The 24,386-nt window shown below is 73.8% G+C and carries 25 protein-coding genes; 16 read left to right on the top strand and 9 right to left on the bottom strand.

What is annotated here, in order from left to right; all coding sequences use genetic code 11:
* Positions 1 to 11 precede the first annotated feature (11 nt).
* The 3 genes from ACIBCA_RS10360 to ACIBCA_RS10350 all read right to left on the bottom strand — a co-directional run bounded on the left by ACIBCA_RS10360 (position 12) and on the right by ACIBCA_RS10350 (position 3,933).
* Positions 12 to 1,619, bottom strand: a complete 1,608-nt coding sequence (locus ACIBCA_RS10360) for a protein kinase (RefSeq protein WP_396282460.1) — start codon at positions 1,617 to 1,619, stop codon at positions 12 to 14.
* A 485-nt stretch (positions 1,620 to 2,104) separates the two neighbouring features.
* Positions 2,105 to 3,121 (bottom strand): hypothetical protein, encoded by a 1,017-nt coding sequence (locus tag ACIBCA_RS10355; protein WP_396282459.1) that lies wholly within the window; start codon positions 3,119 to 3,121, stop codon positions 2,105 to 2,107.
* Positions 3,118 to 3,933: an RNA polymerase sigma factor gene (locus ACIBCA_RS10350; protein ID WP_396282458.1), complete on the bottom strand. Its 816-nt coding sequence runs from the start codon at positions 3,931 to 3,933 to the stop codon at positions 3,118 to 3,120. The genes ACIBCA_RS10355 and ACIBCA_RS10350 overlap by 4 nt, the downstream gene beginning before the upstream one ends.
* A 277-nt stretch (positions 3,934 to 4,210) precedes the next feature.
* On the opposite strand from ACIBCA_RS10350, the gene ACIBCA_RS10345 reads away from it, so the two are divergent.
* From ACIBCA_RS10345 to ACIBCA_RS10335, 3 genes are all read left to right on the top strand, one after another.
* On the top strand, positions 4,211 to 4,939 hold the full coding sequence (locus ACIBCA_RS10345) for a VC0807 family protein (RefSeq protein ID WP_396282457.1): 729 nt from the start codon (positions 4,211 to 4,213) through the stop codon (positions 4,937 to 4,939).
* 104 nt (positions 4,940 to 5,043) lie between these two features.
* Positions 5,044 to 5,802 carry a tyrosine-protein phosphatase gene (locus tag ACIBCA_RS10340; RefSeq protein WP_396282456.1) on the top strand — a complete coding sequence of 253 codons (759 nt, stop codon included), beginning with the start codon at positions 5,044 to 5,046 and terminating at the stop codon, positions 5,800 to 5,802.
* A 65-nt stretch (positions 5,803 to 5,867) separates the two neighbouring features.
* Entirely contained in the window at positions 5,868 to 6,620 is a 753-nt protein-coding gene (locus ACIBCA_RS10335) for a Clp protease N-terminal domain-containing protein (RefSeq protein ID WP_396282455.1), read from the top strand.
* Between the two features lie 96 nt (positions 6,621 to 6,716).
* Here the strand turns inward: ACIBCA_RS10335 and ACIBCA_RS10330 are convergent, their stop codons facing one another.
* On the bottom strand, positions 6,717 to 7,208 hold the full coding sequence (locus ACIBCA_RS10330) for an NUDIX domain-containing protein (RefSeq protein WP_396282454.1): 492 nt from the start codon (positions 7,206 to 7,208) through the stop codon (positions 6,717 to 6,719).
* Between the two features lie 81 nt (positions 7,209 to 7,289).
* Positions 7,290 to 7,730, bottom strand: coding sequence for an SRPBCC domain-containing protein (locus ACIBCA_RS10325; RefSeq protein ID WP_396282453.1), 441 nt, complete (start codon positions 7,728 to 7,730; stop codon positions 7,290 to 7,292).
* A 174-nt stretch (positions 7,731 to 7,904) separates the two neighbouring features.
* Here ACIBCA_RS10325 and ACIBCA_RS10320 point away from each other — a divergent pair, with 174 nt between their 5' ends.
* Positions 7,905 to 8,321, top strand: a complete 417-nt coding sequence (locus ACIBCA_RS10320; RefSeq protein WP_396282452.1) for an STAS domain-containing protein — start codon at positions 7,905 to 7,907, stop codon at positions 8,319 to 8,321.
* On the opposite strand, the gene ACIBCA_RS10315 is transcribed toward ACIBCA_RS10320, so the two are convergent.
* The 3 genes from ACIBCA_RS10315 to ACIBCA_RS10305 all read right to left on the bottom strand — a co-directional run bounded on the left by ACIBCA_RS10315 (position 8,226) and on the right by ACIBCA_RS10305 (position 10,006).
* Complete coding sequence (locus tag ACIBCA_RS10315; RefSeq protein WP_396282451.1) at positions 8,226 to 9,206, bottom strand: sigma-70 family RNA polymerase sigma factor; 981 nt, start codon at positions 9,204 to 9,206, stop codon at positions 8,226 to 8,228. The genes ACIBCA_RS10320 and ACIBCA_RS10315 overlap by 96 nt on opposite strands.
* Positions 9,207 to 9,342: 136 nt before the next feature.
* Positions 9,343 to 9,615, bottom strand: a complete 273-nt coding sequence (locus ACIBCA_RS10310) for a hypothetical protein (protein WP_396282450.1) — start codon at positions 9,613 to 9,615, stop codon at positions 9,343 to 9,345.
* A 124-nt stretch (positions 9,616 to 9,739) separates the two neighbouring features.
* A complete protein-coding gene (locus ACIBCA_RS10305) occupies positions 9,740 to 10,006 on the bottom strand; it encodes a UBP-type zinc finger domain-containing protein (protein ID WP_396282449.1) in 267 nt (88 codons plus the stop codon).
* Between the two features lie 79 nt (positions 10,007 to 10,085).
* On the opposite strand from ACIBCA_RS10305, the gene ACIBCA_RS10300 reads away from it, so the two are divergent.
* Positions 10,086 to 12,569, top strand: a complete 2,484-nt coding sequence (locus ACIBCA_RS10300; RefSeq protein WP_396282448.1) for a lysylphosphatidylglycerol synthase domain-containing protein — start codon at positions 10,086 to 10,088, stop codon at positions 12,567 to 12,569.
* Positions 12,570 to 12,574: 5 nt separating this feature from the next.
* Here ACIBCA_RS10300 and ACIBCA_RS10295 read toward each other — a convergent pair whose 3' ends face one another.
* Positions 12,575 to 12,772 carry a hypothetical protein gene (locus tag ACIBCA_RS10295; RefSeq protein ID WP_396282447.1) on the bottom strand — a complete coding sequence of 66 codons (198 nt, stop codon included), beginning with the start codon at positions 12,770 to 12,772 and terminating at the stop codon, positions 12,575 to 12,577.
* A gap of 143 nt (positions 12,773 to 12,915) precedes the next feature.
* Here ACIBCA_RS10295 and ACIBCA_RS10290 point away from each other — a divergent pair, with 143 nt between their 5' ends.
* The 11 genes from ACIBCA_RS10290 to ACIBCA_RS10240 all read left to right on the top strand — a co-directional run bounded on the left by ACIBCA_RS10290 (position 12,916) and on the right by ACIBCA_RS10240 (position 24,336).
* Positions 12,916 to 13,386 carry a carboxymuconolactone decarboxylase family protein gene (locus ACIBCA_RS10290; RefSeq protein WP_396282446.1) on the top strand — a complete coding sequence of 157 codons (471 nt, stop codon included), beginning with the start codon at positions 12,916 to 12,918 and terminating at the stop codon, positions 13,384 to 13,386.
* Between the two features lie 83 nt (positions 13,387 to 13,469).
* On the top strand, positions 13,470 to 14,114 hold the full coding sequence (locus tag ACIBCA_RS10285) for a class I SAM-dependent methyltransferase (protein WP_396282445.1): 645 nt from the start codon (positions 13,470 to 13,472) through the stop codon (positions 14,112 to 14,114).
* Positions 14,111 to 14,698, top strand: coding sequence for a TrmH family RNA methyltransferase (locus tag ACIBCA_RS10280; protein ID WP_396282444.1), 588 nt, complete (start codon positions 14,111 to 14,113; stop codon positions 14,696 to 14,698). The genes ACIBCA_RS10285 and ACIBCA_RS10280 overlap by 4 nt, the downstream gene beginning before the upstream one ends.
* A 204-nt stretch (positions 14,699 to 14,902) precedes the next feature.
* Positions 14,903 to 15,835, top strand: a complete 933-nt coding sequence (locus ACIBCA_RS10275; protein ID WP_396282443.1) for a 3-oxoacyl-[acyl-carrier-protein] synthase III C-terminal domain-containing protein — start codon at positions 14,903 to 14,905, stop codon at positions 15,833 to 15,835.
* Between the two features lie 27 nt (positions 15,836 to 15,862).
* Positions 15,863 to 17,275 carry an ATP-grasp domain-containing protein gene (locus tag ACIBCA_RS10270; protein WP_396282442.1) on the top strand — a complete coding sequence of 471 codons (1,413 nt, stop codon included), beginning with the start codon at positions 15,863 to 15,865 and terminating at the stop codon, positions 17,273 to 17,275.
* Positions 17,272 to 18,558 (top strand): type III PLP-dependent enzyme, encoded by a 1,287-nt coding sequence (locus ACIBCA_RS10265; protein ID WP_396282441.1) that lies wholly within the window; start codon positions 17,272 to 17,274, stop codon positions 18,556 to 18,558. The genes ACIBCA_RS10270 and ACIBCA_RS10265 overlap by 4 nt, the downstream gene beginning before the upstream one ends.
* Positions 18,559 to 18,644: 86 nt before the next feature.
* Positions 18,645 to 18,902, top strand: a complete 258-nt coding sequence (locus ACIBCA_RS10260; RefSeq protein ID WP_031072414.1) for an acyl carrier protein — start codon at positions 18,645 to 18,647, stop codon at positions 18,900 to 18,902.
* Between the two features lie 2 nt (positions 18,903 to 18,904).
* Positions 18,905 to 19,792 carry a hypothetical protein gene (locus tag ACIBCA_RS10255; RefSeq protein WP_396282440.1) on the top strand — a complete coding sequence of 296 codons (888 nt, stop codon included), beginning with the start codon at positions 18,905 to 18,907 and terminating at the stop codon, positions 19,790 to 19,792.
* The gene (locus ACIBCA_RS10250; protein ID WP_396282439.1) at positions 19,789 to 20,466 is read left to right on the top strand and encodes an acyl-CoA dehydrogenase family protein; all 678 of its coding nucleotides are present in this window, start codon (positions 19,789 to 19,791) and stop codon (positions 20,464 to 20,466) included. Before ACIBCA_RS10255 ends, ACIBCA_RS10250 begins: the two co-directional genes overlap by 4 nt.
* Positions 20,463 to 21,623 carry an acyl-CoA dehydrogenase family protein gene (locus tag ACIBCA_RS10245; RefSeq protein WP_396282438.1) on the top strand — a complete coding sequence of 387 codons (1,161 nt, stop codon included), beginning with the start codon at positions 20,463 to 20,465 and terminating at the stop codon, positions 21,621 to 21,623. Before ACIBCA_RS10250 ends, ACIBCA_RS10245 begins: the two co-directional genes overlap by 4 nt.
* 484 nt (positions 21,624 to 22,107) lie before the next feature.
* On the top strand, positions 22,108 to 24,336 hold the full coding sequence (locus ACIBCA_RS10240) for an MMPL family transporter (protein ID WP_396282437.1): 2,229 nt from the start codon (positions 22,108 to 22,110) through the stop codon (positions 24,334 to 24,336).
* Positions 24,337 to 24,386 lie beyond the last annotated feature (50 nt).

Below are 24,386 nucleotides of genomic sequence, written 5' to 3'. Positions count from 1 at the left end.
TGTGGACGGCGTCAGTCGTTCTGGAGGTCGGCGGCCGTGTGGAGGGTGCCGTAGAGGGCGGAGAGGCGCGCGTTCCAGTTGGCGTAGGTGGGGGCGTCGACGGCGTGCTTCTTGCCCATGTCCTTGATCACCTTCTGGGCGTCCTTCAGCTCCTGGGCGGCGCCGTCCGGGTCGCCCTCGTTCACGCGGGCGGCGGTCTGGTCGAGGATCCGCAGCAGTTCGACCTGGTGGTCCCGATCCTTGGTCACCTGGGTCTGGGCGACGGCCTGGCGGAAGGACTGGATCTGCACGGCCGCGGGCTGGTTGCGCGGGACGGCCTGGGTCGGTGCGGGGGCGGTCGGGGTGGCGGCCGTGGTCGGGGCCTGGGTGGCGGGGGTGGTCGCGGCCGGGGTGGGCTTCTGGGGGGCGGTGGCCCCGGGCTTGGCGGCGGCGTTGCCGGCCGGCTCGTCGAAGGCGGTCAGCGCGATGGCCGCGACCCCGGCCAGTGCGGCCACGCCCAGCGCCCCGATCACCAGGGGCCTGCGGCGACGGCCGGAGGCGGGCGGCGGCGGCACGGGCACGTACCCGGGGGCGGCCGGCGGTGCGGCCGGGACGGGGGCCATCACCGAGGTGGCCGCCGGGGGCCGGGACTGGAACTGGGGCTGGGACTGGGACTGGGACTGGGACTGGGACTGGGGCTGGGGCTGGGGCGGGAGGAGCGTGGTGTGCTGCTGGTTCGGGTGCACCGGGGTCACCGGCGGCAGCAGCTGGGTGGCGGCGGAGGTCGTGGCGAGCAGCTCGGCGGTCGGGTCGCCGACCATCAGCCCGGGCACGGTGGCGAGGAGTTCGGCGCGGGCGGCGGCGGCGTCCGCGGGCCGGGCGGCCGGGTCCTTGGCGAGCAGGCGCATCACCGCGGCGTCCAGCGCGGGCGGCAGGCCCGGGCGCCGGACGGACGGGGGCACCGGGTGCTCGCTGACGTGCTTGAAGGCGATCGCGACGGGGGTCTCGGCGGTGAACGGGGTCTCGCCGGTGAGCATCTCGGTCAGCACGCAGCCGACCGCGTACAGGTCGGTGCGGCCGTCCAGGGCCGAGGCGGTGGCCTGCTCGGGCGAGAGGTAGGCGGCGGTGCCGAGCACGCTCGCCGTCTGGGTGAGGTTGCCGGAGGAGCCGGCACGGGCGATGCCGAAGTCCACGACCTTCACGCCGCCGTCATCGGTGATCATGATGTTGCCGGGCTTGATGTCGCGGTGCACCAGGCGCGCGGCGTGGGCGACGGCGAGCGCCTCGCAGACGGCCGCGGCGATGCCGACCGCGCGCTCCACGGGCAGCACCCGCTCCTGCGCCAGGACGGCGGCGAGGGAACGGCCGCTGACCAGCTCCATGACGATGAACGGGGTGCCCTGGTCCACGCCCGAGTCGAACACCATGACGATCCGGGGGTGCGCCAGCATGGCGGCGTGCTGGGCCTCGCGGCTGAACCGCTCGGCGAAGCGGGGGTCGTCGGCGAGGCCCCCGTTGAGGACCTTGACGGCCACCTGGCGGCCCAGCACGCGGTCGACGCCGCGCCAGACGGTGGCCATGCCGCCGACCCCGAGTATCTCGCCGAGCTCGTAACGCCCGTTCAGCGCTCGACCTGTCACCTGGGACTCCCCTCGCGATCGTGCAACCCGTGCACGATAGCGGGGCCTGCCGCCGGGGGGTGGCGGTCGGGGGACCGGGCAGCGGTCCCCCGGCCGCCGGCCGGGGGGTGGGGGGCCCCCCCCCAGCGGGGGGGGGGGGCCCCCCCCCCCCGCGCCGCCGGGCCCCCGGGGGGGGCCGGGGGGGGGGGGCGGGGGCCGGGGCCCCCCCCCCCCCGGGCGGGGGGGGGCGCCCCGCCCGGCGGGGGGGGGGGGGGCCCCCACGAATCCGGGCCGGTCGGCCCGGGGGCGCGTCCGGGGGGTGCGCCTTGCCGGGCCGGCCGGGGCCGGCCGGGTGGACGGCGGGCACGGGGGAGCCGACCGTCCACCCGGGGTCTTCGGGTGGGTGTTGCGGGTGTTGCGGGTGTTGCGGGTGTTGCGGGTGGTTTGGGTCCGGATGGGCGACGAGCCCGGGGGGTTTCGCTCGCCGCCCATCCGGAGTTCTGGGGTTACCTCGGGGCGCTCCGATCGTCCTGAGGCTCGGTCCTGGACGCGTGGGGCACCGGCGGCGTGGCCGCGGAGGGCTGGGCGGGGGCGGTCACACCGTTCTTGCCGGGCTGCTTCCCGCCTTCGCCGCCACCGGAGTCGCCACCTCCGGAGTTGGCACCTCCGGAGTTGCCGCCGCCGTTCTGGTTGTTCTGGCCGTTGCCGTGGTCCGGCCCGGTGGTGCCGTGTCCGGGGTCGCGGGGCTGGCCCGTGGCGCCCGTGCGGCCGTCGTCCCCCGCGCAGTACTCGGCGATCCTGCCCGCCGCGCCGGCGGCCTCGAGCAGCGCCCTGTACTGCGGCTCGGCGGCCATCCGGTCGGGGTTCTCACCCTTGCCCGTACGGTCGGTGAAGCCGCGGCAGAGCAGGGCCAGCGGCGCCGGGACCTCTCCGCCGCGCCCGTCCGCCGTGGGGATGCCGGGGTTCGGCACGGCGGACGGGCCGCCCGCCCGCGGTCCGGCGGACGGAGTGCCGGGCTGGTGGGCGGACGCACCGGGGGACGGGTTCCCGGTGACGGAGCCGGGCTTGGAGCCCGAGGTGGTGGTGCCCGGGGTGCCGTCCGTGCCCGTCAGGGTGTGGGCCGGTTCGGCTGGTTCGCCACCACCCAGTGCAGGGAGGTTCCCGGTGCCGGCGGCGACCGCGACGCCGCAGAGCGCGGTGGCGCCGAGCACGGTGGCAGCGGCCTTCGCACTGAAGGCCCTGGCCAGCGTGGCGGTCGCCATCGATCGTCTCCGGACGGGTGTGGTCACTACGGGCTCGGACGCGAGACGGGCCGCCCGGAACGCGGCCAGCGCGGCCTCCTCCCCGGCCAGTTCCCCGGCCGTCGCCGGAGCGGCGGCCGCGGCCAGTACCCGGGCCACGGGCCCGGGACCGTCCGGTCCGGTGAGGGAGTCGCCCTGCCCGGCCGACGGGCCGCCCACGGCACCGCGGAGCAGCTGCTCGGCGGCATCACGGTCGATCCGACGGGATCGGTTGGTGCTCATCTCATGTCCTTCAGCGTCGCGGCGCGGTGTTCCGTCACACCTTGGGGAGAACTTTTTCTCGCGGATCTCCGGAAGGGCTTCGCCGACCGGTCCGGGGCCCCCTGCGCAGCCTCTCCCCGGGCCGCCGGAATCCCCGCGGCGAGGGGCTGGTCGAGCAGCTTGGCGAGTCGGCGCAGCCCCCGGTGGGCGGCCATCCGGACGGTTCCGGCTCGTTTTCCGAGCACCTGGGCGGCGCTCTCGGCGTCCAGTTCCATGACCACTCTCAGCAGGACGGCCTCGGCCTGGTCGCGCGGCAGCCGGGAGATGAGGGCCAGCGCGTCGGCCGTGCCGACCGTGGTCAGGGCGGAGCGGGCGGTGTCGTCGCCGCCGGCCAGCTCGGCGAGGTACTCGAAGGGCAGGTCGGCGACGGGCCGCCGGCGGCGGGCCCGCAGGTGGTCCAGGGCGCGGTGCCGGGCGATGGTGGCGGCCCAGCCTCGGAAGCCGTCCCCGTCGCCGGAGAATCCACGCAGGTCGCGGGCGATCTGCAGCCAGGCCTCCGAGGCGATGTCCTCGGCGTCCTGGGCGTCCTCGGGGCGGCCGCCGACCAGGACCCGCAGGTAGCGCAGCAGGCCCGGCTGGACGGTCCGGAAGAGCAGCCGGAACGCCTCCTCGCTGCCGTCCTGGGCGGCCCGGACGGCCTCCGTCAGCTCGGCGGGGTCGGGGGCCCGGCCCGGTGGAGGCCCTTCGGGCGGAACCGGGCCCGGCCGGCCGGCGGGGTCGCCCGGCTCGCCGGGGCCCGCTGCGGGGCGTTCTGCACTCTGCACCCGCCACATGATGCGCCATTCGGACGAACGGATCGGCTCCGGTCACGGGAGTAGGGGGGTCCGGGAGGCGGGGCGAGGACCTGCCGGCCGCGGCGGCCGACGGGCGGGACGAGCCGAGATCCTGGAGGAAAGCGCAGGTCACCGGGGGTGTCATGGGCGCCCCCATGACAGCTGTCATACGGATCGGGCAACGGACGGCACTGCTGCGGGACGGGGTCGGCCGCGAAGACTGGAGGCACGCCGCGGGCCGGGCCCGCGGAAGTCAGCAGCCGGGGAGGAAACCACCATGAGCCAGACCGTCACCGCCGGGACCGCCGCCGCCACCACCGCCAGCAGGACGAAGGCGCCGAACCCGGTGGCCTCCGCGCTGCGCCCGCTCGCCCTCGACGTGGTCGCGCCGCTGGCGGGCTACTACCTGCTGCACTCGGCCCTCGGGATGAGCGAGTTCGCCGCGCTGGCCTGGAGCAGCGTCGTCCCGGCCGGGCGGACGGTGCTCGGACTGCTGGCCGAGCGCAGGGTCAACCTGTGGGCCGCGCTGATGCTCACGGTGAACCTGGCCGGACTGGCGCTCACCTTCGTCACCGGCGACGCCCGGATGATGATCGCCAAGGACGGCGGGCTCAGCGGCACCGTGGCGCTGGCGATCCTGGTGTCGGCGCTGGTCGGCCGGCCGGTGATGACGCCGATGCTGATGCCGTTCGTGACCAGGGGCCGCCGGGACCTCTCCGCCGCCTGGCAGCGGCTGGCGGAGGGCCGGGCGGCGGGCTCGCGGGCCTTCCACCGGTACGAGCGGGTGTTCGCGGGCATCTGGGGCACCGCGCTGCTGACCGAGTGCGCGGCCCGGGTGGTCGGCGCCTTCACCCTGCCGGTGTCGACCATGGCCTGGCTGTCGACGGTGTTCCTGGTCGGCGCGATCGTGGCCGGCTCGATGCTCGGCCAGATCGCCGTCGAACCGATGGCCGCGCTCGTCCGCGCCGAGGCCGGCGCCCCGGAGGCCGTCCGCGCAGGTCACTGACGGTGTGTCGAACGTCGCGGAACCATCCGGACCACTCGGGAGTCGTTCCAGACAGTTGATAACAAGGGGGTAACGGGACCCCCGGTCGAGGAAACGGGGATTCCATGAGTCGGACGCACGCGCTGGCCGCCACCGAGGACCGCACCTTGGTATGGGACGGCTGCCTGAACGTCCGGGACCTCGGAGGCCTGCCCACCGCCTCCGGGCGGCCGACGGCCCGGGGGGCGATCGTCCGGGCGGACAACCTGGACCGCCTCACCGCCGAGGGCCGGGAGACCCTGCTGGAGTACGGGGTGCGCACCGTCGTCGACCTGCGGGACGCCTCGGAGCACAAGCCGCTGCTGCCGCTGCCCGAGGGCGTGGACCTGGTCCGTGTCCCGCTGGACGAGCTGGCCGGCGAAGCCTGGTGGGAGGCGTACGGCCGGCTGGACGGCACCCCGCTGGCCTTCGGCCCGTACCTGGAGCACTGCCCGCACGCCGCCGCCGCGCTGGTCTCCGCGATGGCCGGCGCCCGCCCGGGCCCGCTGGTGGTGCACTGCGGCGCCGGGCGCGACCGTACGGGGCTGGCCGCCCTGCTGCTGCTCTCGCTGGCCGGGGTGACGCCGGCCGCGATCGTCGAGGACTACCTGCTGAGCGACCCGAACGTCCGCCCGCTCTACGGAATGCTGCGCCTGCAGGACCCGTACCGCCGGATCGACGCGGTGATGGCCGAGGCCGGGACCGGCGCCGGGGACGTCGTCGCCGGACTCCTGGACGGCTTCGACGCGGCGGACTACCTGCTGGCCGCCGGGGCGACCGCGGCGGAGCTCGCCGCCGTTCGTGAGCGGCTGCTGCCGATGATGCCGATGCCGCCGGTCGGATGAGATGACTTCTCCCTAGCGTCAACTGATGGTTGACGATCCTCGGATCGACAACCTACGGTTGACGCATGGAGAATCTCGATCCGAGCACCACTCCCCTGCGCCTCGACGACCTGATCGCCGCGATCAAGAAGGTCAGCCCCGACGCGCTGGACCAGCTGTCGGACGCGGTCATCGCCGCGGACCACCTCGGCGAACTCGCCGACCACCTCATCGGCCACTTCGTCGACCAGGCCCGCCGCTCCGGCGCCTCCTGGACCGACATCGGCCGCAGCATGGGCGTCAGCAAGCAGGCCGCCCAGAAGCGCTTCGTCCCCAAGGACCCGGGCACCACCAACGACCTGGACATGAGCCACGGGTTCAGCCGGTTCAGCACCCGGGCCCGGAAGGTCATCGTGGCCTCCCAGGAGGAGGCCAGGGCGGCCGGCAACGACGAGATCACCGCCGAGCACATCACCCTCGGCCTGCTCTCCCAGCCGGAGGGCCTCGGGGCCAGGGCCCTCGCCGCGCAGGGGGTCGGGGCCCAGACCCTGCGCGAGGCCGTCGCCGGGGTGCTGCCCGCCCCCGTCGAGTCGGTGCCCGTGCTGATCCCCTATGACGCGCGGGGCAAGAAGGCCATCGAGCTGACCTTCCGGGAGGCGCTGCGCCTCGGGCACAACTACGTCGGCACCGAGCACCTGCTGCTGGCGCTGCTGGAGCTGGAGAACGGCGAGGGCGTGCTGAACGGGCTCAAGGTCGACAAGGCCGAGACCGAGACCTTCGTGACCGAGGCGCTCGCCGCGCTCGCGGCCGCCTCGCGGGACGGCGACCCGGTGGAGTAGGACCGGCGGAGTAGGCCCGGCGGAAACAGGGCTCACGGTAGCCGCCGGCCCCGGGCGACGGTGTCGCCCGGGGCCGGCCGTGGTGCTCCGAAAGCCTCAGAACCCGGAGACCTTGGTGGTGACGATCCGCACCAGGCCGTCCTCGAGGGCCTCCAGGGCGGCGCGCAGGCGCAGCGAGCGGGCCGGGCCGAGGAGTTCGAGCGCCTCGTCGAGCGTCGCCCAGCGGTGGTCGTCGAGTTCGCCGGCCGGGACGGTCACGGGGGTGCCGTCCGGGACGGTGCCGAAGTCGAACATGAAGTGCTCGGCGGGGTGGTCGAGTTCGGCCGAGGGGTGGGTCCAGGAGATGGCGAGCAGGTCGCCGGCGTCCTTGACGATCCCGGTCTCCTCCTCCAACTCCCGCTTGGCGCACTCGACCGGGCCCTCGCCCCGGTCGATCGTGCCGCCCGGGAACTGCCAGAACTCGCGGTAGCCCGCCTTGACGATCAGGATGCGGCCCGACGCGTCGCGCAGCAGGCAGCCGGCGGCCGCGTAGATCCGGGGCAGGGACGCCAACCATTCCTCACGGGACTTCAAGGGCTCGGCCGACACGACGGTCCTCCTGGGGCAGGGCGGGTACGGGCGGCACAACTCTGCCACCGCCCGCCCCCGGGTGTCCGGGGTGTCCGGTGCTCAGCCGGCCAGGGAGGAGAGGTGCTCGACCAGGCGGTCGAAGCTGGAGTTGAGGCCCGCCTCGGCCTCCGGGCCGAGGTACATCCCGGGCACGTCCTGCTGGTGCAGGACGATCTCGGTGCGGCCGTCGCCGAGGTCCTTGAAGGTCATGGTGGAGCGCATGCCCACGGCCTCCTCCTTGAGGGCGATCAGCTCGTTGGGAACGAACTCGGTGATCACCATGGCCACCGGGAACGACTGGCCGCTCTCGTCCATGGTCATGGTGCTCTCGTAACGGCCGCCCACGCGCGGCTCGATGGTCACGCTGTCCAGGTCCACGTGGGTGCCGACCGGGCCCCAGAAGCGGACGAACTGCTCGGGCTCGACGTAGGCGCGGAAGACGGCCTCCGGGGCGGCCGGCAGCTCGCGGGTGATGGTCAGCTCGCCCAGGTTCTCGGTCATGGTGGTGTCCGTCCTCGTTCGTGTTCCGGCGCCCCGGTGGCGCGCGTTCACGGGGTAGGACCGAGGGTGCGGGCGGAACTCATCGCTCCGAGCGGGATTTCCTCGAAAAGCTTTTTTTCCGGGGCATCAGGGGGCCGAGCGATGAGAGCGGGCCGGGCGGACGGTCCTAGGAGCATGGATCCGACCCGAACCGCCGTACCCGTGCCCGCCCGCGCCCCCGCCGTCACCTGTGACCTGGGCGCGCTGACCGCCCCCGACCTGGCCGTCGTCGACGCGCTCGCCCGGCTGCGCCTGGCCGCCGGGCGGCACGGGGTGGGCGTGGTGCTGCTGAACGCGGGCGGCCCGCTGAGGGAGCTGCTCGCGTTCAGCGGGCTCGCGGCGCTGCTGCCGGGGCCCGTCGAGGACCTGCCCGCCGTACCCGCCGTTCCCGACGGGTTGCTCGACGGGTTGCTCGACGGCCTGGTCGAGGGGCTGCCCGACGGGCTGGTCGAGGAGCTACTCGGCCGCGGGAAGGCGGGGCGGGAGGCCGAACAGCGGGAACAGCACGTCCGTGTCGAGGAAGTTGGTGAGCCCGGTGATCCGGCCCTCTGACACCTCCGGCACGATCAGCGCCCAGGGCTCGTGCCCGCCCTCGGGGCTCGGACGGTACTGGGCGAAGGCCGGGCCGCCGTTGGCCGTCACGGGGAGCAGCCGGGAGCCGCGGCAGCCGTGGCCCGGGCCGAGCATCCACGCCTCGATCTCGCCCCGGCCGCGCAGCCACATCGCGAACGGCGGCATGTTGAGCGTGACGTCCTCGTGCAGCAGCGCCGCCAGGCCCTCCATGTCGTACGCCTCGAAGGCGCGGACGTAGCGGTCCAGCAGGGCGCGGTGGTCCTCGTCCAGCTCCCTGGCCGGGCGGGCGGACTCGCCCTCGGCGGCGAGGACGGCGCGGGCGCGCTGGAGCGCGCTGTTGACGGAGGCCACCGTGACGCCGAGCAGTTCGGCCACCTCGGCGGCCTTCCAGGCGAGCACCTCGCGCAGGATCAGCACCGCGCGCTGGCGGGGCGCGAGGCGCTGCAGCGCGGCGACGAAGGCCAGCTTCACCGACTCGCGCTGGGAGGCGACGTCCGCCGGGTCCCCCGTCTCGGGGAGCACCCGGCCGTCCGGCGCCGGGCCGATCCAGGTGACCTCGGGCAGCTGGGCGTCGCTCGCGGTGGCGACCGTCACCGGGCCGGCCAGGTCCATCGGGCGGGCCCGGCCGTTGCGGGCGTTCAGCGCGTCCAGGCAGACGTTGGTGGCGATGCGGTACAGCCAGGAGCGCAGGGCGGCACGGCCCTCGAAGCCCTGGTGGTGGCGCCAGGCGCGGATCATCGTCTCCTGCACCGCGTCCTCGGCCTCGAAGACCGAGCCGAGCATGCGGTAGCAGTACCCCGTCAGCTCGGTGCGGTGCCGCTCCAGCTGGACCTCGACCGGCTCCTCGGTGATGACCTCGGACATCCTGCGCCCCCGTCGTGCTCTCTCGATCCGATCTGCCGGACGAACGTAGCGCACGGCACCGACAACGGCCCGAACGGGCGTCAAGGGCGGGGCGACCAGCGGGTTTCCGGTCGGCCCGCCCCTGAGCGGGCCCGCGTCAGTGGGCGGAGTGCTTCTCGGCGCCGCGGTGGCGGTGGCCCTTGAGTTCGGCGTGCATCGCCGGGGCCGCGTGCATCACGGAGCCCGCCGCGTCGCGTCCGCCGTGGCGGAAGGCGTCGGCGCCGCCCGGTCCGGCGGAGGCGGCGGCCGTGACGCCGGCGCCCGGCTGCGGTCCGAGCCTGCTGGGGGTGCTCTCCATGCCCCGGCGCTGCAGCAGGTCCTGGGTGCCCTGGCGGAGCTGGGCGGTGCTGCCCGGTGATCGTCTGGTCATCGTCGGCCTCCCTTCGGCGGGTGCCGGCCGGACGGAGGCGTCGGGCGGGCCCGCACGGGCGTTATGTCCGGATTTTACCGAGCCGGGGCGCCCGCGCCACCCGAACGGCCCCGGGGCCGGGCCGTCAGCCCATGACCTCGTGGACGAAGCACCAGCGCCAGTCCTCCCCCGGCTCGTACGAGCGGATCACCGGGTGGGAGGAGTCGTGGAAGTGGGCGGTGGCGTGGCGCTGCGGCGAGAAGTCGCAGCAGCCGATGTGGCCGCAGTCCAGGCAGATCCGCAGGTGCACCCAGTCCCGGCTGCCGTGGGCCAGGCAGTCGGCGCAGCCGTCGACGGGCGGGAGGGGATCGATGGTCCGGGGTGCCGCGGCGAGGTCTTCGCAGGCGCTCATGGTCGACGAGGGTAGTGACGGCCCCCGCCCCGCCCGTTCACGACACGCCCTGCCCCGGCGGCATGACAGCATGCCCCCCGTGGCGATCGTGACGGGGAGAACGAGCGGCGTGCAGGACGAGGTCCGCGGCGAGGATCAGGGCGCGGTTCAGGGCGCCGTTCAGGGCGGCCAGGGGGCCGGGGGGATACCGGAGGCCGGCAACGGCCGGGTCCGGCAGCCCGCCGCGCTGATCCGGCTGCTCACCGGGCTCGCCGTCGTCGCGCTCGCCCTGCTGCTCGCCGACTACGCCCGCGCCACCACCGGGGGCCTCGCCTCCGACGTCGCGGACGCCGCCGCCCTCGTACCGCGGCCGCTCGCCCGGATCGCCGAGGGCCTCACCACGGGCGCCGCCCTGCTCGTCCCGGTCGCGCTCGCCGCCCGGCGCCTGTTCGGGCCCGACCGGCGGCGGGCCCTCCAGCAGGTCTCCGACGGGCTGCTCGCCGCCGTCCTCGCGTACGGGGCCACCCTCCTGCTCGACCTCGGCTGCGAACGGCTCGCCCCGGACTCGCTCCTCGCCGCGCTCACCCAGCCGCTGCCGGGCGGCGACCACGGGCACACCGCCATCGTGTACGGGTACCTCGCACCCGTCCTCGCCTTCATGACCGCCTCCGGCAGCCGGGAGCGCCGGGTGCCCTGGGCCGTCCTCGCGCTCTCCTGCGCCGCCGGGCTCGCCGGCCGGTACACCACGCCCAGCGCGCTGGTCCTGGGCCTGCTCACCGGCTGGACCGTCGCCCACGGCACCCTCTACGCCGTCGGCACCCCCGACCCCCGGCCCCGGCCCGGGGAGGTGCTGCGGGCCCTGCGGGAGAGCGGGCTGCGGCCCGTCGAGGCGCAGCCCGCCGGGCCCGACCGCTACCGCGTCCGGCAGGCCGACGGCCGGCCCGAGCTCGACGTCCAGCTCCTCGACCGGCAGGCCGTCAAGGCCGCCGCCGTCCAGCGCGCCTGGCGCCGGCTGCGGCTGCACACCGCGCCGCACCCGCGCACGCTGCGCTCCCCGCGCGCCGGGCTGGAGCACGAGGCCCTGGTCACGTACGCGGCCGTCGCCGCGGGCGTCCGCACCCGGCGCATCGCCGCCACCGCGGGCATCGGGCCCGACACCGCGCTCATCGCGTACGAGGCCCTCGCCGGGCGCACCCTGGACCGGCTCGACGACGAGGAGCTCACCGACGGGCTCCTCGCCGACGCCTGGCGGCAGCTCGCCCTGCTCCAGCGCCGCGAGATCGCCCACCGGACGCTGGTGCCCACCGCGGTCGTCGTGGACGGGGAGGGCGCGGTGCACCTCGTCGACTTCGCGGACGGGGACATCGCGGCCGGCGAACTCGTCCTGGCCTTCGACATCGCCCAGCTGCTCACCGTGCTCGCCCTGCGCGCGGGCGCCGCCCGTACCGTCCGCGCCGCCATCGCCGTGCTCGGCCCCGAGCCGGTGCTCGCCGCGCTGCCCGTGCTCCAGCCGATCGCGTTCCCCGGCCCGATCCGCCAGGCCCTCAAGCGCCACCCCTCCGAGGAGGGCGGCGGGCTGCTGGAGGAGATCAGGGCGGAGGTGCTGCGCGGGCGGGCGCAGGGGGTGGGCCGGCCGGTGCGGGTGGAGCGGCTGCGGCCGCGGACGCTGCTGGCCGTCGTGGGCGGGGTGGTGGCCGCGTGGTGGCTGATCCCGCAGCTGTTCGCGGCGGAGGAGAACCCGGTCGCGGTGCTGGGGGACGCCGATCCGTGGTGGCTGGCGCTGGCGGTGCTCGCCGCGGCGGCGAGCCACGTCGCGGCGGGGGTGGGGTTCGCCGGGTTCGTGCCGGAGCGGCTGGAGTTCCGCAACGTGGTGCTGGCGCAGCTCGCCGGGTCCTTCGTGAAGCTGGTCTCGCCCGGGGGCGTCGGCGGGATCGCGCTGAACACCCGGTTGCTGCAGAAGGCCGGGATCCCGACCGCCCAGGCGCTGTCCAGCGTCGGGGTGAGCAACCTGATCGGCCTGGTGCTGCACCTGCTGCAGATCGGCGCCTTCGTCTACCTGCTGGACTTCCAGCCCGGCGGCGGCTCGGAGCTCAAGGTGCTGCCCACCGTGGTGGGCGGGCTGGCCGTGGCGGCCGCGCTGCTGACGGTGGTGTCGGCGATCGCGCCGGCGCGGCGGTGGCTGGCGGCGCGGCTGCGGCCGCTGACCGCCGAGGTGCTGCCCCGGCTGCTGGACCTGCTGCGCAGCCCGGGGCGGCTGGCGGTCGGGGTGACCGGGCAGCTGCTGGTGTCGATCTTCCTGATCACCTGCCTGTACTGCTGCGCGCAGGCGGTCGGCCGGCAGCCGTCGTACGCCGCGGTGGCGCTGGTGCTGCTGGTGGGCAGCGCGGTGGGGAACACGGCCCCGACCCCGGGCGGGGCCGGGGCGGTGGAGTTCACGCTGGTCACGCTGTTGCAGAGCACGGCGTCGATGGAGGAGGGGGGCGCGACGGCGTCCGTGGTGCTGTTCCGGCTGCTGACGCTGATCCTGCCGGTGCTGCCGGGCTGGGCGGCGATGGCCTGGCTTCAGCGGCGCCGGGCGCTGTAGGGCGCCTACTCCCGGTACTCGTCCTCGTCGAGCTGCACGACCCGGCTCTGCTCGGCGGCGTCCGCGAGGTCCGTGGCCGGGTCGGCGCCGACGGCACGGCGCTCGGCGACCTCGTCGTACTCGTCGCCCTCGGGGGCCGCCTCGTCCGGCTCGACGGTCTCGACGGTCTCGTCGATCAGGTAGTCCTCGTGGTTCTGCGGCATGGCGTCCGTCCTCGGTGGTGGCGGTACTCGCAGTATCCGCCGCCGTGCCGCCCGGCGCGACGGCAGCGGGCTCGAATTGACCCATGAAAGCAGTCCTTGAATGACCCGAGGAAGGGGTGCATTCGGCCCCTAGAGTCGTAGTCATGACGACGAACGAGATCACCGAGACCCCCGCCCGCCGCCTCGACTACGCCCGCACCGTCCCCAAGGTGTTCCGCGCGATGATCGCCCTGGACGCGGCCGCCCGGGAGGGCCTGGACCCGGCGCTGGTCGAGCTGGTGCAGATGCGCACCTCGCAGCTGAACAACTGCGCCTACTGCCTGGACATGCACACCAAGGACGCCCGCAAGGCCGGCGAGAGCGACGAGCGGATCTACCTGCTGCCGGTGTGGCACGAGGCCCCGGCCGGGGTCTACAGCGAGAAGGAGCGGGCCGCGCTGGCCCTCGCGGAGGAGATCGCCGGGATCGGCGGCGGGGTCTCGGACGCCGCGTACGCCCGGGCGGCCGCGCACTTCGAGGACGAGGAGCTGGCGCACCTGGTCTCGGTCTGCTTCACGATCAACACCTGGAACCGGATCAACATCACCACCCGCAAGACCCCCGGCGCCCTGTAGCGCGAAGGCCGACCGGAACCCCGGTGGGGGCCACCGGGGTACGATCGGTGCCGTACCAAGGGCTCACGAACAACAGGAATCGCATGTCCGGCTCGCACTACTTCTCCAGTGCACCCGAGGTCGCCAGCGAGCGCAGGCCGATCACGGTCTCCCTGCCGGACCTCACCCTGGAACTGACCACCGACACCGGGGTGTTCTCCCACGGCGGCCTCGACAAGGGCACCCGCATCCTGCTGGAGCACGCCCCGCCGCCGCGGGTGCGCGGCCCGATCCTGGACGTCGGCTGCGGCTACGGCCCGATCGCGCTGACCTGGGCGAGCCGCCGCAAGCGGCTGCCGGTGTGGGCCGTGGACGTGAACGACCGGGCGCTGGAGCTCGTCCGGCTGAACGCGCAGGAGCTGCGGCTGGGCAACGTCCAGGCGTCGCGGCCCGAGGACGTCCCGGAGGACCTGCGGTTCGCCACCATCTACTCCAACCCGCCGATCCGGATCGGCAAGGCGGAGCTGCGCCGGCTGCTGACGCACTGGCTCGGGCGGCTGACCCCCGACGGCTCGGCGTTCCTGGTGGTGCAGAAGCACCTGGGCTCGGACTCGCTGCAGGCGTGGCTGAACGGGCAGGGCTACCCGACCACCCGGGTCACCTCGGTGAACGGGTTCCGGATTCTGGAAGCACGGCCCCGCCCCGAGACGGGCGAGGGCACCGACAGTGGCAGGGGTACGACGTCGTGAAGCAGTTGCGCGGGACCGAACTGAAGCGACTGCACCGCTCGTGGCGGCGCAGCAACGAGTTCCGGCTCGCGATGATCCTGGAGAACCTCCAGTCGCCGTTCAACGTCGGCTCGGTCGTGCGGACCGGGGCGGCGATGGGCGCCGAGAAGCTCTACCTGACCGGGGACACCCCGTCGGTGCGCTCCTCCGGGGCGCAGAAGGCCGCCATGGGCACCGACAAGTACCTCAAGGTGGAGCACTTCCCGACCGCCGCCGAGGCGGTGGCGGCGGCGAAGGCGGACGGCTTCAAGGTCGTCGGCCTGGAGCTGGCCGACGACGCGGTGCCGATGTTCGCCGCCGAGCTGACCCCGGCGGTGGCCTTCGTGCTCGGGCACGAAGACCGCGGGATCACGCCGGAGACGCTGGCGCTCTGCGACCAGGTCGTCTTCGTGCCGCAGCTGGGCCGGGTCGGCTCGCTGAACGTCTCGGCGGCGGCCACGGTGGCCTGCTACGAGGCGCGCCGCCAGGGGTACGCGATCAGCGGGACCCCGGACGGGAGCGACGCGGGCGCGCTGGACGCGCTGGACGGCCTCGACGAGGACTGATCCGCCGGGCCCGACGGTCCGGCAGGCAGGAGGAGGAGCGGGCCCGGGGCCCGCTCCTCCTCGCGTTTCCCGGCGTTCTCCTGCGTTTCCCGGCGTTTCCCGGCGTTCTACCGGCGTTTTCCGGCCACCACCGGCGGCTTTCGGGGAACGGGGAGTCAGCACGGCGTCAGTTGGGCGTCAGCGGAGCCAGCGACCGTAGTGGGCATGACGTCGATCACGGCCGTCTCCAGCTACCTTCCCGACACGATCCAGATCTCCCGGTTCCAGGAGAAACTCCAGCTCACGGACGTCCAGTTGAGGCGCTACCAGCGCTTCTACGGTCTCGCCGAGGTGTGCCGCGACCCCGCGGCCGGCGAGACCGACCTGCTGCTGCGCGCCGCGACCAAGCTGGTGGAACTGCGAGGCCAGGAGCATCGCGTCCGGTACGTGCTGCAGGCGCGCACCATGCCCTCGCCGCTGCCCTACCCGATGACCTCCCTCGGGCCGGTGCAGGCCGAACTCGGGCTGGAGCACGCCTCCGCGTTCGTCGTCTCCCACCACGCGTGCGCCTCCGGGCTGCTCGCCCTCGACCTCGCCGGCACGCTGCTCGCCTCCGACCCGGACCCGGACGCGCTCGCGCTGATCCTGGCCGGCGAGAAGGCGTGCACCGTGCACACCCAGTCGATCCCGGACGTGACCGTGATGGGCGAGGGCACCACCGCCGTCCTGGTGAGCGCCGACCGCACCGGTCCGAACCGGCTCCTCGGGTACGCCAGCCGTACGTACCCGCGCTTCGGCGACCAGTTCACGATGGACGAGGCCGCCGCCAAGGACTTCCAGGACCTGTACGGGCCTGGCCTGTACGAGGTGATCGAGGCGGCCCTCGCCGAGGCGGACTGCTCCCTCGACGAGCTGGCGCTGGTCCTGCCGCACAACGTCAACCGGCTCTCCTGGCTGGGCGTCTGCAAGGCCCTCGGCCTGCCGATCGAGAAGGTCTTCCTCGACCTGGTCGGCAGCACCGGGCACTGCTTCGGCGCGGACCCCTTCATCAACCTGGAGAAGGCCACCGAGCTGGGGCGGCTGCGCCCCGGCGACCGCTACCTGATGACCAGCGTGGGGCTCGGGGCGACGTTCGCCGCGATGGTCCTCGAACACTGACGAGATCACCTTTCGAGCGAGGTCGACATGCATCTTCCGTCCCCCGGCTTCAGCGCGCGCCTCAAGCGCGCCGTGACCGGTTCCGCCGACACCCCGCTGGTGTTCCTCGGCAACTTCGAGGTGGAGAACCACTGGGCCATCGGCGAGCCGGCACTGCCCCGGGTCGCCTCGCACGCGGGCAGCGCGGTGGTGAACCGCATGGACGAGTTCGCGCTGCTGCTCGGCGGCAAGAACGACCACGTCGTGCTGAAGACCCCGCTCGACGAGGGCTACCGCGCCTACCTGGAGGGCCTCGGCCTCGAGCTGCCCACCGTGCACGTGGTGGCCGGGCAGGACCCGCGCCGCACGGTCAGCGAGGACGCCCTGGAGGACGCCGAACTGCTGGGCGCCCTGGCCGCGCTGGCGCCCGAGGGCGCCCGGCTGACGGCCCACGGCATCTCCGTGATCGAGGAGCAGCTCGCCGAGCGCACGGGCCTGTCCCTGGGCGCGCCCACCGCGGCGGTCTGCAAGCGCGTCAACAGCAAGGTGTACAGCCGCCGCCTCTCCGACCGGCTCGGCATCCGCCAGGCCCAGGGCTGGGCCTGCGAGACGCTGGAGGAGCTGGCCGAGGCCGTGGCCGCCGCGTCCGAACTGCTCGAGGCCGGCACCAAGGTGGTGCTCAAGGACGCCTTCGGCGTGTCCGGCAAGGGCATCGTGGTGCTGGACTCCGCCAAGCGGCTCGGCCGGCTGCACCGCATGGCCGTCCAGCAGGCCGAGAAGGCGGCCGCCGCCGAGGGCGGGGCCCCGCGCACCGCGCTGGTGATCGAGGAGTGGGTGGCCAAGCGCTGCGACCTCAACTACCAGTTCACGGTGGGCCGGGACGGGTCGGTGCACTTCGACTTCGTCAAGGAGCTGCTCACCGAGAACGGCGTGCACAAGGGCCACCGCATCCCGGCCCGGCTCTCCGAGGCACAGGTCGCCGAGATCGCCGCCACCGCCCAGCAGTTGGGCGCCCAGCTGGCCGCCGACGGCTTCTACGGCGTGGTCGGCGTGGACGCGATGGTCGACCCCGACGAGGGCCTCTACCCCGTCATCGAGATCAACGCCCGCAACAACATGTCCACGTACCAGAACGTGGTGCACGAGGGCGGGCTCGCCGGGGCGGACGACGTCGCCGTGGCCCGGCACTGGCCGCTGCGGCTCACCCGTCCGCTGCCCTTCACCGAACTGGCCGTCCTCCTGGACGGGCTGCTGCTGACCGCTCCCGGCCCGGGCGCCGAGGGCCTGTTCGTGAACAACTACGCCACGGTCAACGCCGCGGCCGCCGACGAGTCCGGGACGGACGGCTACGAGGGCCGCCTGTACGGCGTGCTCGTCGCCGCCGACGACGCCCGCATCGAGGCGATCGACGCCGACATCACCCGCCGCCTGGCGGCCCACCCGGAACGGAGCGGATCGTGAGCGTCCCCTACGAGGTCCAGGGCCTCGGAATCACCGAACTGGCCGAGGAGTTCGGCACCCCGCTGTACCTGTACGACGGCGAGGAGATCACCACCCGCTTCGCCGGGCTGCGCGAGGCCGTCCACCCCTCGCTGGAGTTCTTCTACTCCCTCAAGGCCAACCCCAACATCGCGATCTGCGCGCTGCTGCACGACTCCGGCGCCCGCGCCGAGGTGTCCTCGCTGACCGAGCTCGTCACCGCCCGCCGGGCCGGGGTCCAGCCGAAGGACGTCATCTTCCTCGGGCCCGGCAAGAGCCGCTACGAGGTCGAAGCCTGCCTGGACGAGGACATCTACTCGATCGTCTGCGAGTCCGTCGAGGAGCTCGGCCTGATCGACGAGCTGGCGCGCGAGCGCGGCGTCGTCGCCCCGGTCTCGCTGCGCGTCAACCCGAGCTTCCAGGTCAAGGGTTCGGGCCTGACCATGGGCGGCAAGCCCCGCCAGTTCGGCACCGACGAGGAGCTGCTGCGCGCCGAGGGCTCCGGCCTGGCCGGCCGGTACCCGAACATCCGCCTGATGGGCATCCAGGTCTACCTCGGCACCCGCATCCTCTCCGAGGAGTCGGTCGTCGAGAACACCCGGCGGATCTTCGGCCTCGCCGAGGAGCTCTCCGCCGAACTCGGCTTCCCGCTCGAGATGGTGGACGTCGGCGGCGGCCTCGGCATCGCCTACTTCGACAACGAGAAGGACCTCGACCTGGCCGTCCTCGCCGAGGGCATCAACCCGCTGATCGAGGACTTCTCCACCCGCCACCCCGACACCCGGCTCATCATGGAGCTCGGCCGCTTCCTCGTGGCCGCCTCCGGCACGTACGTCACCCGGGTGCGCTACACCAAGACCTCGATGGGCGAGAACTTCGCCGTCGCCGACGGTGGCACCAACCACCACATGGCGGCGGTCGGCATCGGCTCGTACGTCAAGCGCAACTTCCCGATGGTGGCCCTGGAGCGGCTCGACGAGCCCGCCACCGAGGCGTGGAACATCACCGGCCCGCTGTGCACGCCCAACGACCTGATCGGCAAGAAGGTCCCGATGCCGCCGCTGCGCCCCGGCGACCTCGTCGGCGTCCAGCGCTCCGGCGCGTACGGGCCGACCGCCTCGCCCGTGCACTTCCTGAGCCACGGCTACCCGGCCGAGGTGCTCGTCCTGGACGGCAAGGCGCACCTGATCCGCGAGCGTGACGACGTCGAGGCGATGCTCGGCCGCCAGCGGCTGCACCGCCCCGCCGCCGAGGGCTCCAACTGACCGGCACCACACCCGGATTCGCGGCCACCGGGCTCGCGACCGGCGATTCGAACGACTCGAACGACTCGAACGAGGAGCAGTACAGCATGAGCGACACCGACCCGAAGTACGTCGACGCCGTCCGCAAGGGCCTCTCCGAGGTCCTCAACAAGGACGTCAACGACGTCGACCAGAGCGTCCGGCTCTTCGACGAGCTGGGCCTCGACTCCAGCAGCGCCCTCGAACTGCTCATCACCATCGAGGAGATCCTCGACGTGCAGTTCGACGCCGACGAACTCGACATGACCCACTTCGAGACCGTGGGCTCCCTCGCCGGCTTCGTCGCGGCGGAAGCGGGCGCCTGACCATGTTCCGCGCGAGCGCGCCCGTCCGGCCCCCGGCCCCCGGCGGGCCGGACGACGACGTAGCGGTGCCGGCCCTGCCCCGGCTCGTCCGGGGGGCCGCGTACGCCCCGGACGGGACGGGCGCGCCGTACGACCCGGCCTCCACGCCGGAGGACTACTACCGCGAACTGGCCGAGCCCTACGGCGTGCCCTTCGACCGGGAAGGGTTCGCGGCCTCCCCGCGACGCACCTCGGTGGAGCTCGCGTACGGCGCGCTCGACGCCCTCGGCCCGATCGCCGACGGCGAAGCACCCCAGATGGTCGTGATCGCCTACGCCGCACCGGACTTCGAGCACACCGAGCTCGTCGCCTCCTGCGTGCGGCGCAGGCTGCCCGGCGACCCGCTCGCCTTCGCCGTCTCCGACCAGGGCGCGCTGGCGCCGTACACCGCGCTGCGGGCGGGCGTCGAGTACGCCCGCCGGTGCGGCTGGACACGGCTGCTGCTGCTCGCCGTCGACCAGGGCAGCCAGCCCTTCGCACTGCCCGGGTCCTCGGAGGGCGCGGCCGTGCGCGGGGACGCGGCGGTCGCGCTGCTGGTGGACTGGGACGGCGGGCGGCGCCCGCTCGGCGGCCAGGCGCAGGGGCGGCCCGGGGCGGGTTCGCCGCCGGTCTGGCCGGACGAGCCCTTCGGGGTGGTGGCCGGGGCCGGATTCTCCGAGGCCGGGGTCGAACTGCCCGCGCACGGACAGGTGTTGACGACGGTGGAGGGCGGCCTGCCCGCCACCGGGAGCTGGTCGGCGCTGCTCGGCCTCGGCCCGCAGGACGGGCCGGTGGTCCTCGCCGACTACGACCGGGAACGCGACTTCCTGGCCCACTGCACGCTCATCACGAGGGAGTTGAGGCGGTCATGACCGCACCGGCCGAGGTCCGGGACACCTGGCGGGAGGCCCGGTCCGGCGCCCGCAGCGACGGCCTCGTGCCGGCCCTCACCCTGCTCAGCCGCGCGCTCTCGCCCGGAGCGACGCCGCGGGGGCCGGGCGGGCACGCCATCGCCCCGCGCGAACTCCTCGACGGGCTCGACGAGTCGGAGGAGGAACAAGCCCTCTCCGTCCTGCCGCCGGGGCTCGCCGCCCTGCGGCCCGGCTCCGGCCACAGCACCGACAGCGACCGCAGCGCCACCCCGCACTTCGGCACCGGGCTGGCCTGGCTGCGCCTGGGCCTCTCCGAGCGGCTGCGGGAGACCTGCGTGGCCCACCTCGCCTCCCGGCAGGTCGAGGGCTCCCCGCTGCTGCTGCAGCAGTTCGTCAAGGTCACCCTGGCGGACGCGCTGATCGACCAGCTGGAGATCGAGGGCGTCCTCGACGACCTCGCCGAGGCGCAGGCCGGCGCGGAGGCGGGCTCCGCGCCCGAGATCGCCCGGCTCCAGGCGCAGATCACCGCGGTCGACCGGGCCCTGCTGCGCCTGCTCGGCGCGCACGGCTTCACCGCCGACGGGCCCGGCGCCGAGGCGTACGCCTCCGAACTCCTCGCCGGGGTGTACGGCGGCGAGCACGACGACGAAGAGTGTCCCAGGGGGAACGTGTGAAAGCCCTGCCCGAGCCGCTCCTGACCACGCAGCGGTACGCCAGGCTGTGGGCCGAGGACCTGCGGGCCGGCGCCGTCGAACTCGACCGCGACCCGGACACCATCCACGACCTCCTCGACCTGCCCGCCGTCCGCCTCCTCTCCGGGCACCTCGCCCCGCCCGACTGGAACCGCACCGGCCCCGAGCACGGCGCCGGCCCGGCCCACGGGATGCCCACCCTGGAGAAGGCGGTCATCAGCGAGGAGCTCGCCCGCGGCGACGCCGCCACGATGGTCGGCTCCCCCGGCGCCTCCATGTGCGGGGTGCTGCTCGGCGTGCTCGGCAGCCAGGCGCAGAAGGACTGGATGTACAGCCGCCTCGCCGAGCGGCCCACCTGGACGTGCTTCGCCCTCACCGAGCCCGAACGCGGCTCCGCCATCGGCGAGATGACCACCGTGCTCACGCCCGTCGGCGACGGCTCGTACCTGCTCGACGGCGAGAAGCGCTACGTCGGCAACGCCGCCAGGGCCGACCTGGGCGCCGTCTTCGCCCGGGTCGCCGGCACCGAGCGGCTCGGGGTGATGGCCGTCCTCGTGGACACCTCCGACCCCGGCTTCCGGGCCGAGCCGCTGCCCACCCTGGGCCTGCGGGGCGTCCAGCTCTCCCGGATCACCCTGGAACGGGTGCACGTACCCGCGGAGCGGGTCCTCGGCACGCACCTGCCGCCGACTCGGCGGGGCATGTGGAGCATCCTGTCCGTCTTCAACCAGCTGCGGCCGAGCGTCGCGGCCATCGCGCTGGGCATCGCCCGCGCGGCGCACGAGTACGTCGGCGAGAACCGCAAGGAACTCCGGGGTGCCGAACGGGAGTTGTGGGAGACGTTGGGCCGCCGCATCGAAGCGGCCCGCGGGCTCGTGTACCGCGCCGCGGTCGCCGTCGACCGCCGCCCGTCCGACGGCCACCTCGCCTCGGCGGCGAAGGCCCGCGCCTGCGAGCTCGCCGAGGAGGTCACGCTGCACGCGCCGCGCTTCTTCGGCTCCGGCGCGCGGCTGGACCACCCGCTGCTCGACAAGCTCGCCAGGGACGCCCGGGGGGTGGAGTTCATGGAGGGCACCCGTACCATCCAGAAGCTCAACCTCTTCCAGGGCCTGCACAACGGCAAGATCGGCCGCGCGTAGGTCCGCCGGGCCCGTGGGGCCCCACCCGGCCGGTCGGCCGCTCAAGGCCCCCTCAGGGCCTCTTTGGGGCCTCTTGGGGCCCCGTTGAACCGGTCGGCCCCATGGGCGCCGTTGGACCCGTTGGACCTGTTGAACCCGTTGGACCTGTTGGACCCGTTAGAACCGGTAGAACCGTTGGACCCGTTCGGCGCGGGAAATGGCAGGTCGTGGAAACGTGGTTGCCGGGGACATATGCCGAATCGGTAGCACCGATTGGTGAATTGCCCTTCAACGTTCAGGTGCTGATGTGGTATCGGTATCCAGTACCGCCCGGTAACTATGCTCACCGTGGCGCGCGTTCCGGTGTCAGGTAGATGTCAGGTAGAGAAAACCCCCCTTCGAATCGGCGAAGTTGTACCCGTGCCCGCCTGCCGGAGCGTCACTAGATTCACGAGGGTCGGCCCGTCGCTCCGCATTCCGGGTGCGTCTTCGTGAGGAGGGGAACGTGATCGTGGAAGGCAGGAACGTGATCACCAGGGCCGCCCGGTGGAGCGCCGTCCACCCCTGGTGGGCGATCGCGCTCTGGGTGGCGTTCGTGGTGGGCGCCCTGGTCGTGGGCGGCATGACGGGCACCCGGCAGGCCACCAACTCCGACCTCGCGATCGGCGAGTCCGGCCGGGCCGCCCAGATCGCCCGCAGCGGCGGCCTCCAGGATCGCGCCGTCGAGAACCTCCTCGTCACCGCCTGGAACGGCGGCCGGATCGACCTCCCCCGGGCCCGCTCCGCCGCCTCGGACGCCGCCCGCGACCTGGCGACCGTCAAGGGCGTGAAGTCGGTCGGCGAGCAGGTCGCCTCCCCGGACGGTTCGGCCGTGCTCGTCCCCGTCACCCTGGACGGGGACCCCGAGACAGCCGCCGGCCGGGTCCAGCCGCTGCTGGACAGCGTGGAGCGCACCCACGCCGACCACTCCGACGTCCGGATGGAGCTGGTCGGCGCCGGCACGATCCGGGCCGGGCTGAACGACATGCTGAGCAAGGACCTCGGCAAGGCCACCGTCCTGAGCCTGCCGGTCACGCTGCTCGTCATGGTCTTCGTCTTCGGCGCGATCGTCGCCGCGAGCGTCCCCGTCATCCTGGGCCTGTCCTCGGTGCTGGCCGGACTGGGCCTGTGGGGCGTGACCTCCCAGGCGATCCCCGACCCCGGCCCGGTCACGCAGTTCATCGTGCTGATGGGCATGGCGATAGGCGTGGACTACTCGCTGTTCTACCTCAAACGACAGCGCGAGGAACGGGCGTTGGGGGCCGACAGCACCGACGCCATCGAGATCGCCGCAGCCACCTCCGGGCACTCGGTGCTCGTCTCGGGGGTGGTCGTCATGGTGTCCATGGGCGCCCTCTACCTGGCCGGGCACCTGGCCTTCGAGTCGATGGCCACCGGCGCGGTCATCGTGGTGGCCATCGCCATCATCTCCTCGCTCACCGTCCTGCCCGCGATGCTCTCCCGCTTCGGCAAGTACCTGGACGCGCCCAGGGTGCCGCTGGTCTGGCGCCTGACCCGCCAGGGCGGCGGGGTCAAGCCCCGGCTCTGGTCCACCATGCTCAGGCCCTCGCTGCGCCACCCGGTGGTGGCCCTGGTGGCCTCGGTCGCCGCGCTGCTGCTCCTCGCGCTGCCCGCGCTGGGCCTGAAGCTCAAGGCCACCGGGATCGACGACCTGCCGCAGTCGATCCCGGCGATGCAGGCCAACGAGCGCCTCACGAAGTCCTTCCCCAGCCAGTCCGACACCCACACGGTGGCGGTGCGCGTCCCCGCCTCGCGCACGGACGACCTGCGGGTGGCGGTGGCGCTGCTGATCCAGCGGGCCGAACGGGACGACCTGTTCGTCCACGACCCCGCCCCGGCCGTGATCTCCTCGGAGGACGGCACCGTGACCACGGTGGCGATCGGCACCCGCTTCTCCAGCGGCTCCGAGGAGGCCCGCGCCTCGCTGAACCGGCTGCGCAAGGAGCTCGCCCCGCAGACCCTGGGCGCGGTGCCGGGCGCCGAGTTCGCGGTGGGCGGCAGCGACGTGGCCTTCGACGTGGACTACCGGGCGAACGTCATGGACAAGATGCCCTGGGTGACCGGGGTGGCGCTGGCGCTGACGTTCCTGGTCATGATGCTGGCCTTCCGCTCGGTGGTGCTCGCGCTGATCACCGTGGTGCTCAACCTGCTCTCCGCGGCGGCCTCCTTCGGCGCGCTGGCGCTGATCTTCCAGCACACCTGGGCGGAGGACCTGCTGCACTTCCAGTCCACCGGGAAGGTGGTGGCCTGGCTGCCGCTGATGCTGTTCGTGATCCTGCTCGGGCTGTCGATGGACTACCACGTCTTCGTGGTCAGCCGCATCCGCGAGGCGGCGCGCGGCGGACTGTCCCTGCGGGACGCCGTCGAGCAGGGCATCATCCGTACGGCGGGGGTGGTGACCAGCGCCGCCGTCGTCATGGTCTGCGTGTTCGCCCTGCTGGCCTCGCTCAACTTCATCGAGATGAAGCAGCTGGGCGTGGGCATGGCCTGCGCGGTGCTGCTGGACGCGACGGTGATCAGGATCGTGGTGCTGCCGGCCGTGATCACCCTGCTCGGCTGGAAGACCTGGTGGCCCTCGCGGCTCGCCCGCCAGGGCACCCGGTTCGCACCGAGGATTCCCGCGATGGTGGCGGCGGCCTCGGCGGCGACTAAGGCGCGTACGACTCTTCCGTAACAAGAGCCTCACGACGATCGGTCGGGACCAGGCCAGGGCCTGTGCCCGGC

Source organism: Kitasatospora sp. NPDC051170, assembly GCF_044455705.1.
Classification (GTDB): Bacteria; Actinomycetota; Actinomycetes; order Streptomycetales; family Streptomycetaceae; genus Kitasatospora.
The sequence above is the reverse complement of the archived record's forward strand: the minus strand, read 5'-3'. Positions and strand labels throughout refer to the sequence as shown.

Coding starts and splice junctions, on each gene's coding strand:
- ACIBCA_RS10355 (WP_396282459.1), bottom strand. CDS start 3,121: ATGAGCACCAACCGATCCCGTCGGATCGACCGTGATGCCGCCGAGCAG.
- ACIBCA_RS10350 (WP_396282458.1), bottom strand. CDS start 3,933: ATGTGGCGGGTGCAGAGTGCAGAACGCCCCGCAGCGGGCCCCGGCGAG.
- ACIBCA_RS10345 (WP_396282457.1), top strand. CDS start 4,211: ATGAGCCAGACCGTCACCGCCGGGACCGCCGCCGCCACCACCGCCAGC.
- ACIBCA_RS10340 (WP_396282456.1), top strand. CDS start 5,044: ATGAGTCGGACGCACGCGCTGGCCGCCACCGAGGACCGCACCTTGGTA.
- ACIBCA_RS10335 (WP_396282455.1), top strand. CDS start 5,868: ATGGAGAATCTCGATCCGAGCACCACTCCCCTGCGCCTCGACGACCTG.
- ACIBCA_RS10325 (WP_396282453.1), bottom strand. CDS start 7,730: ATGACCGAGAACCTGGGCGAGCTGACCATCACCCGCGAGCTGCCGGCC.
- ACIBCA_RS10320 (WP_396282452.1), top strand. CDS start 7,905: ATGGATCCGACCCGAACCGCCGTACCCGTGCCCGCCCGCGCCCCCGCC.
- ACIBCA_RS10315 (WP_396282451.1), bottom strand. CDS start 9,206: ATGTCCGAGGTCATCACCGAGGAGCCGGTCGAGGTCCAGCTGGAGCGG.
- ACIBCA_RS10310 (WP_396282450.1), bottom strand. CDS start 9,615: ATGACCAGACGATCACCGGGCAGCACCGCCCAGCTCCGCCAGGGCACC.
- ACIBCA_RS10305 (WP_396282449.1), bottom strand. CDS start 10,006: ATGAGCGCCTGCGAAGACCTCGCCGCGGCACCCCGGACCATCGATCCC.
- ACIBCA_RS10295 (WP_396282447.1), bottom strand. CDS start 12,772: ATGCCGCAGAACCACGAGGACTACCTGATCGACGAGACCGTCGAGACC.
- ACIBCA_RS10290 (WP_396282446.1), top strand. CDS start 12,916: ATGACGACGAACGAGATCACCGAGACCCCCGCCCGCCGCCTCGACTAC.
- ACIBCA_RS10285 (WP_396282445.1), top strand. CDS start 13,470: ATGTCCGGCTCGCACTACTTCTCCAGTGCACCCGAGGTCGCCAGCGAG.
- ACIBCA_RS10275 (WP_396282443.1), top strand. CDS start 14,903: ATGACGTCGATCACGGCCGTCTCCAGCTACCTTCCCGACACGATCCAG.
- ACIBCA_RS10270 (WP_396282442.1), top strand. CDS start 15,863: ATGCATCTTCCGTCCCCCGGCTTCAGCGCGCGCCTCAAGCGCGCCGTG.
- ACIBCA_RS10260 (WP_031072414.1), top strand. CDS start 18,645: ATGAGCGACACCGACCCGAAGTACGTCGACGCCGTCCGCAAGGGCCTC.
- ACIBCA_RS10255 (WP_396282440.1), top strand. CDS start 18,905: ATGTTCCGCGCGAGCGCGCCCGTCCGGCCCCCGGCCCCCGGCGGGCCG.
- ACIBCA_RS10250 (WP_396282439.1), top strand. CDS start 19,789: ATGACCGCACCGGCCGAGGTCCGGGACACCTGGCGGGAGGCCCGGTCC.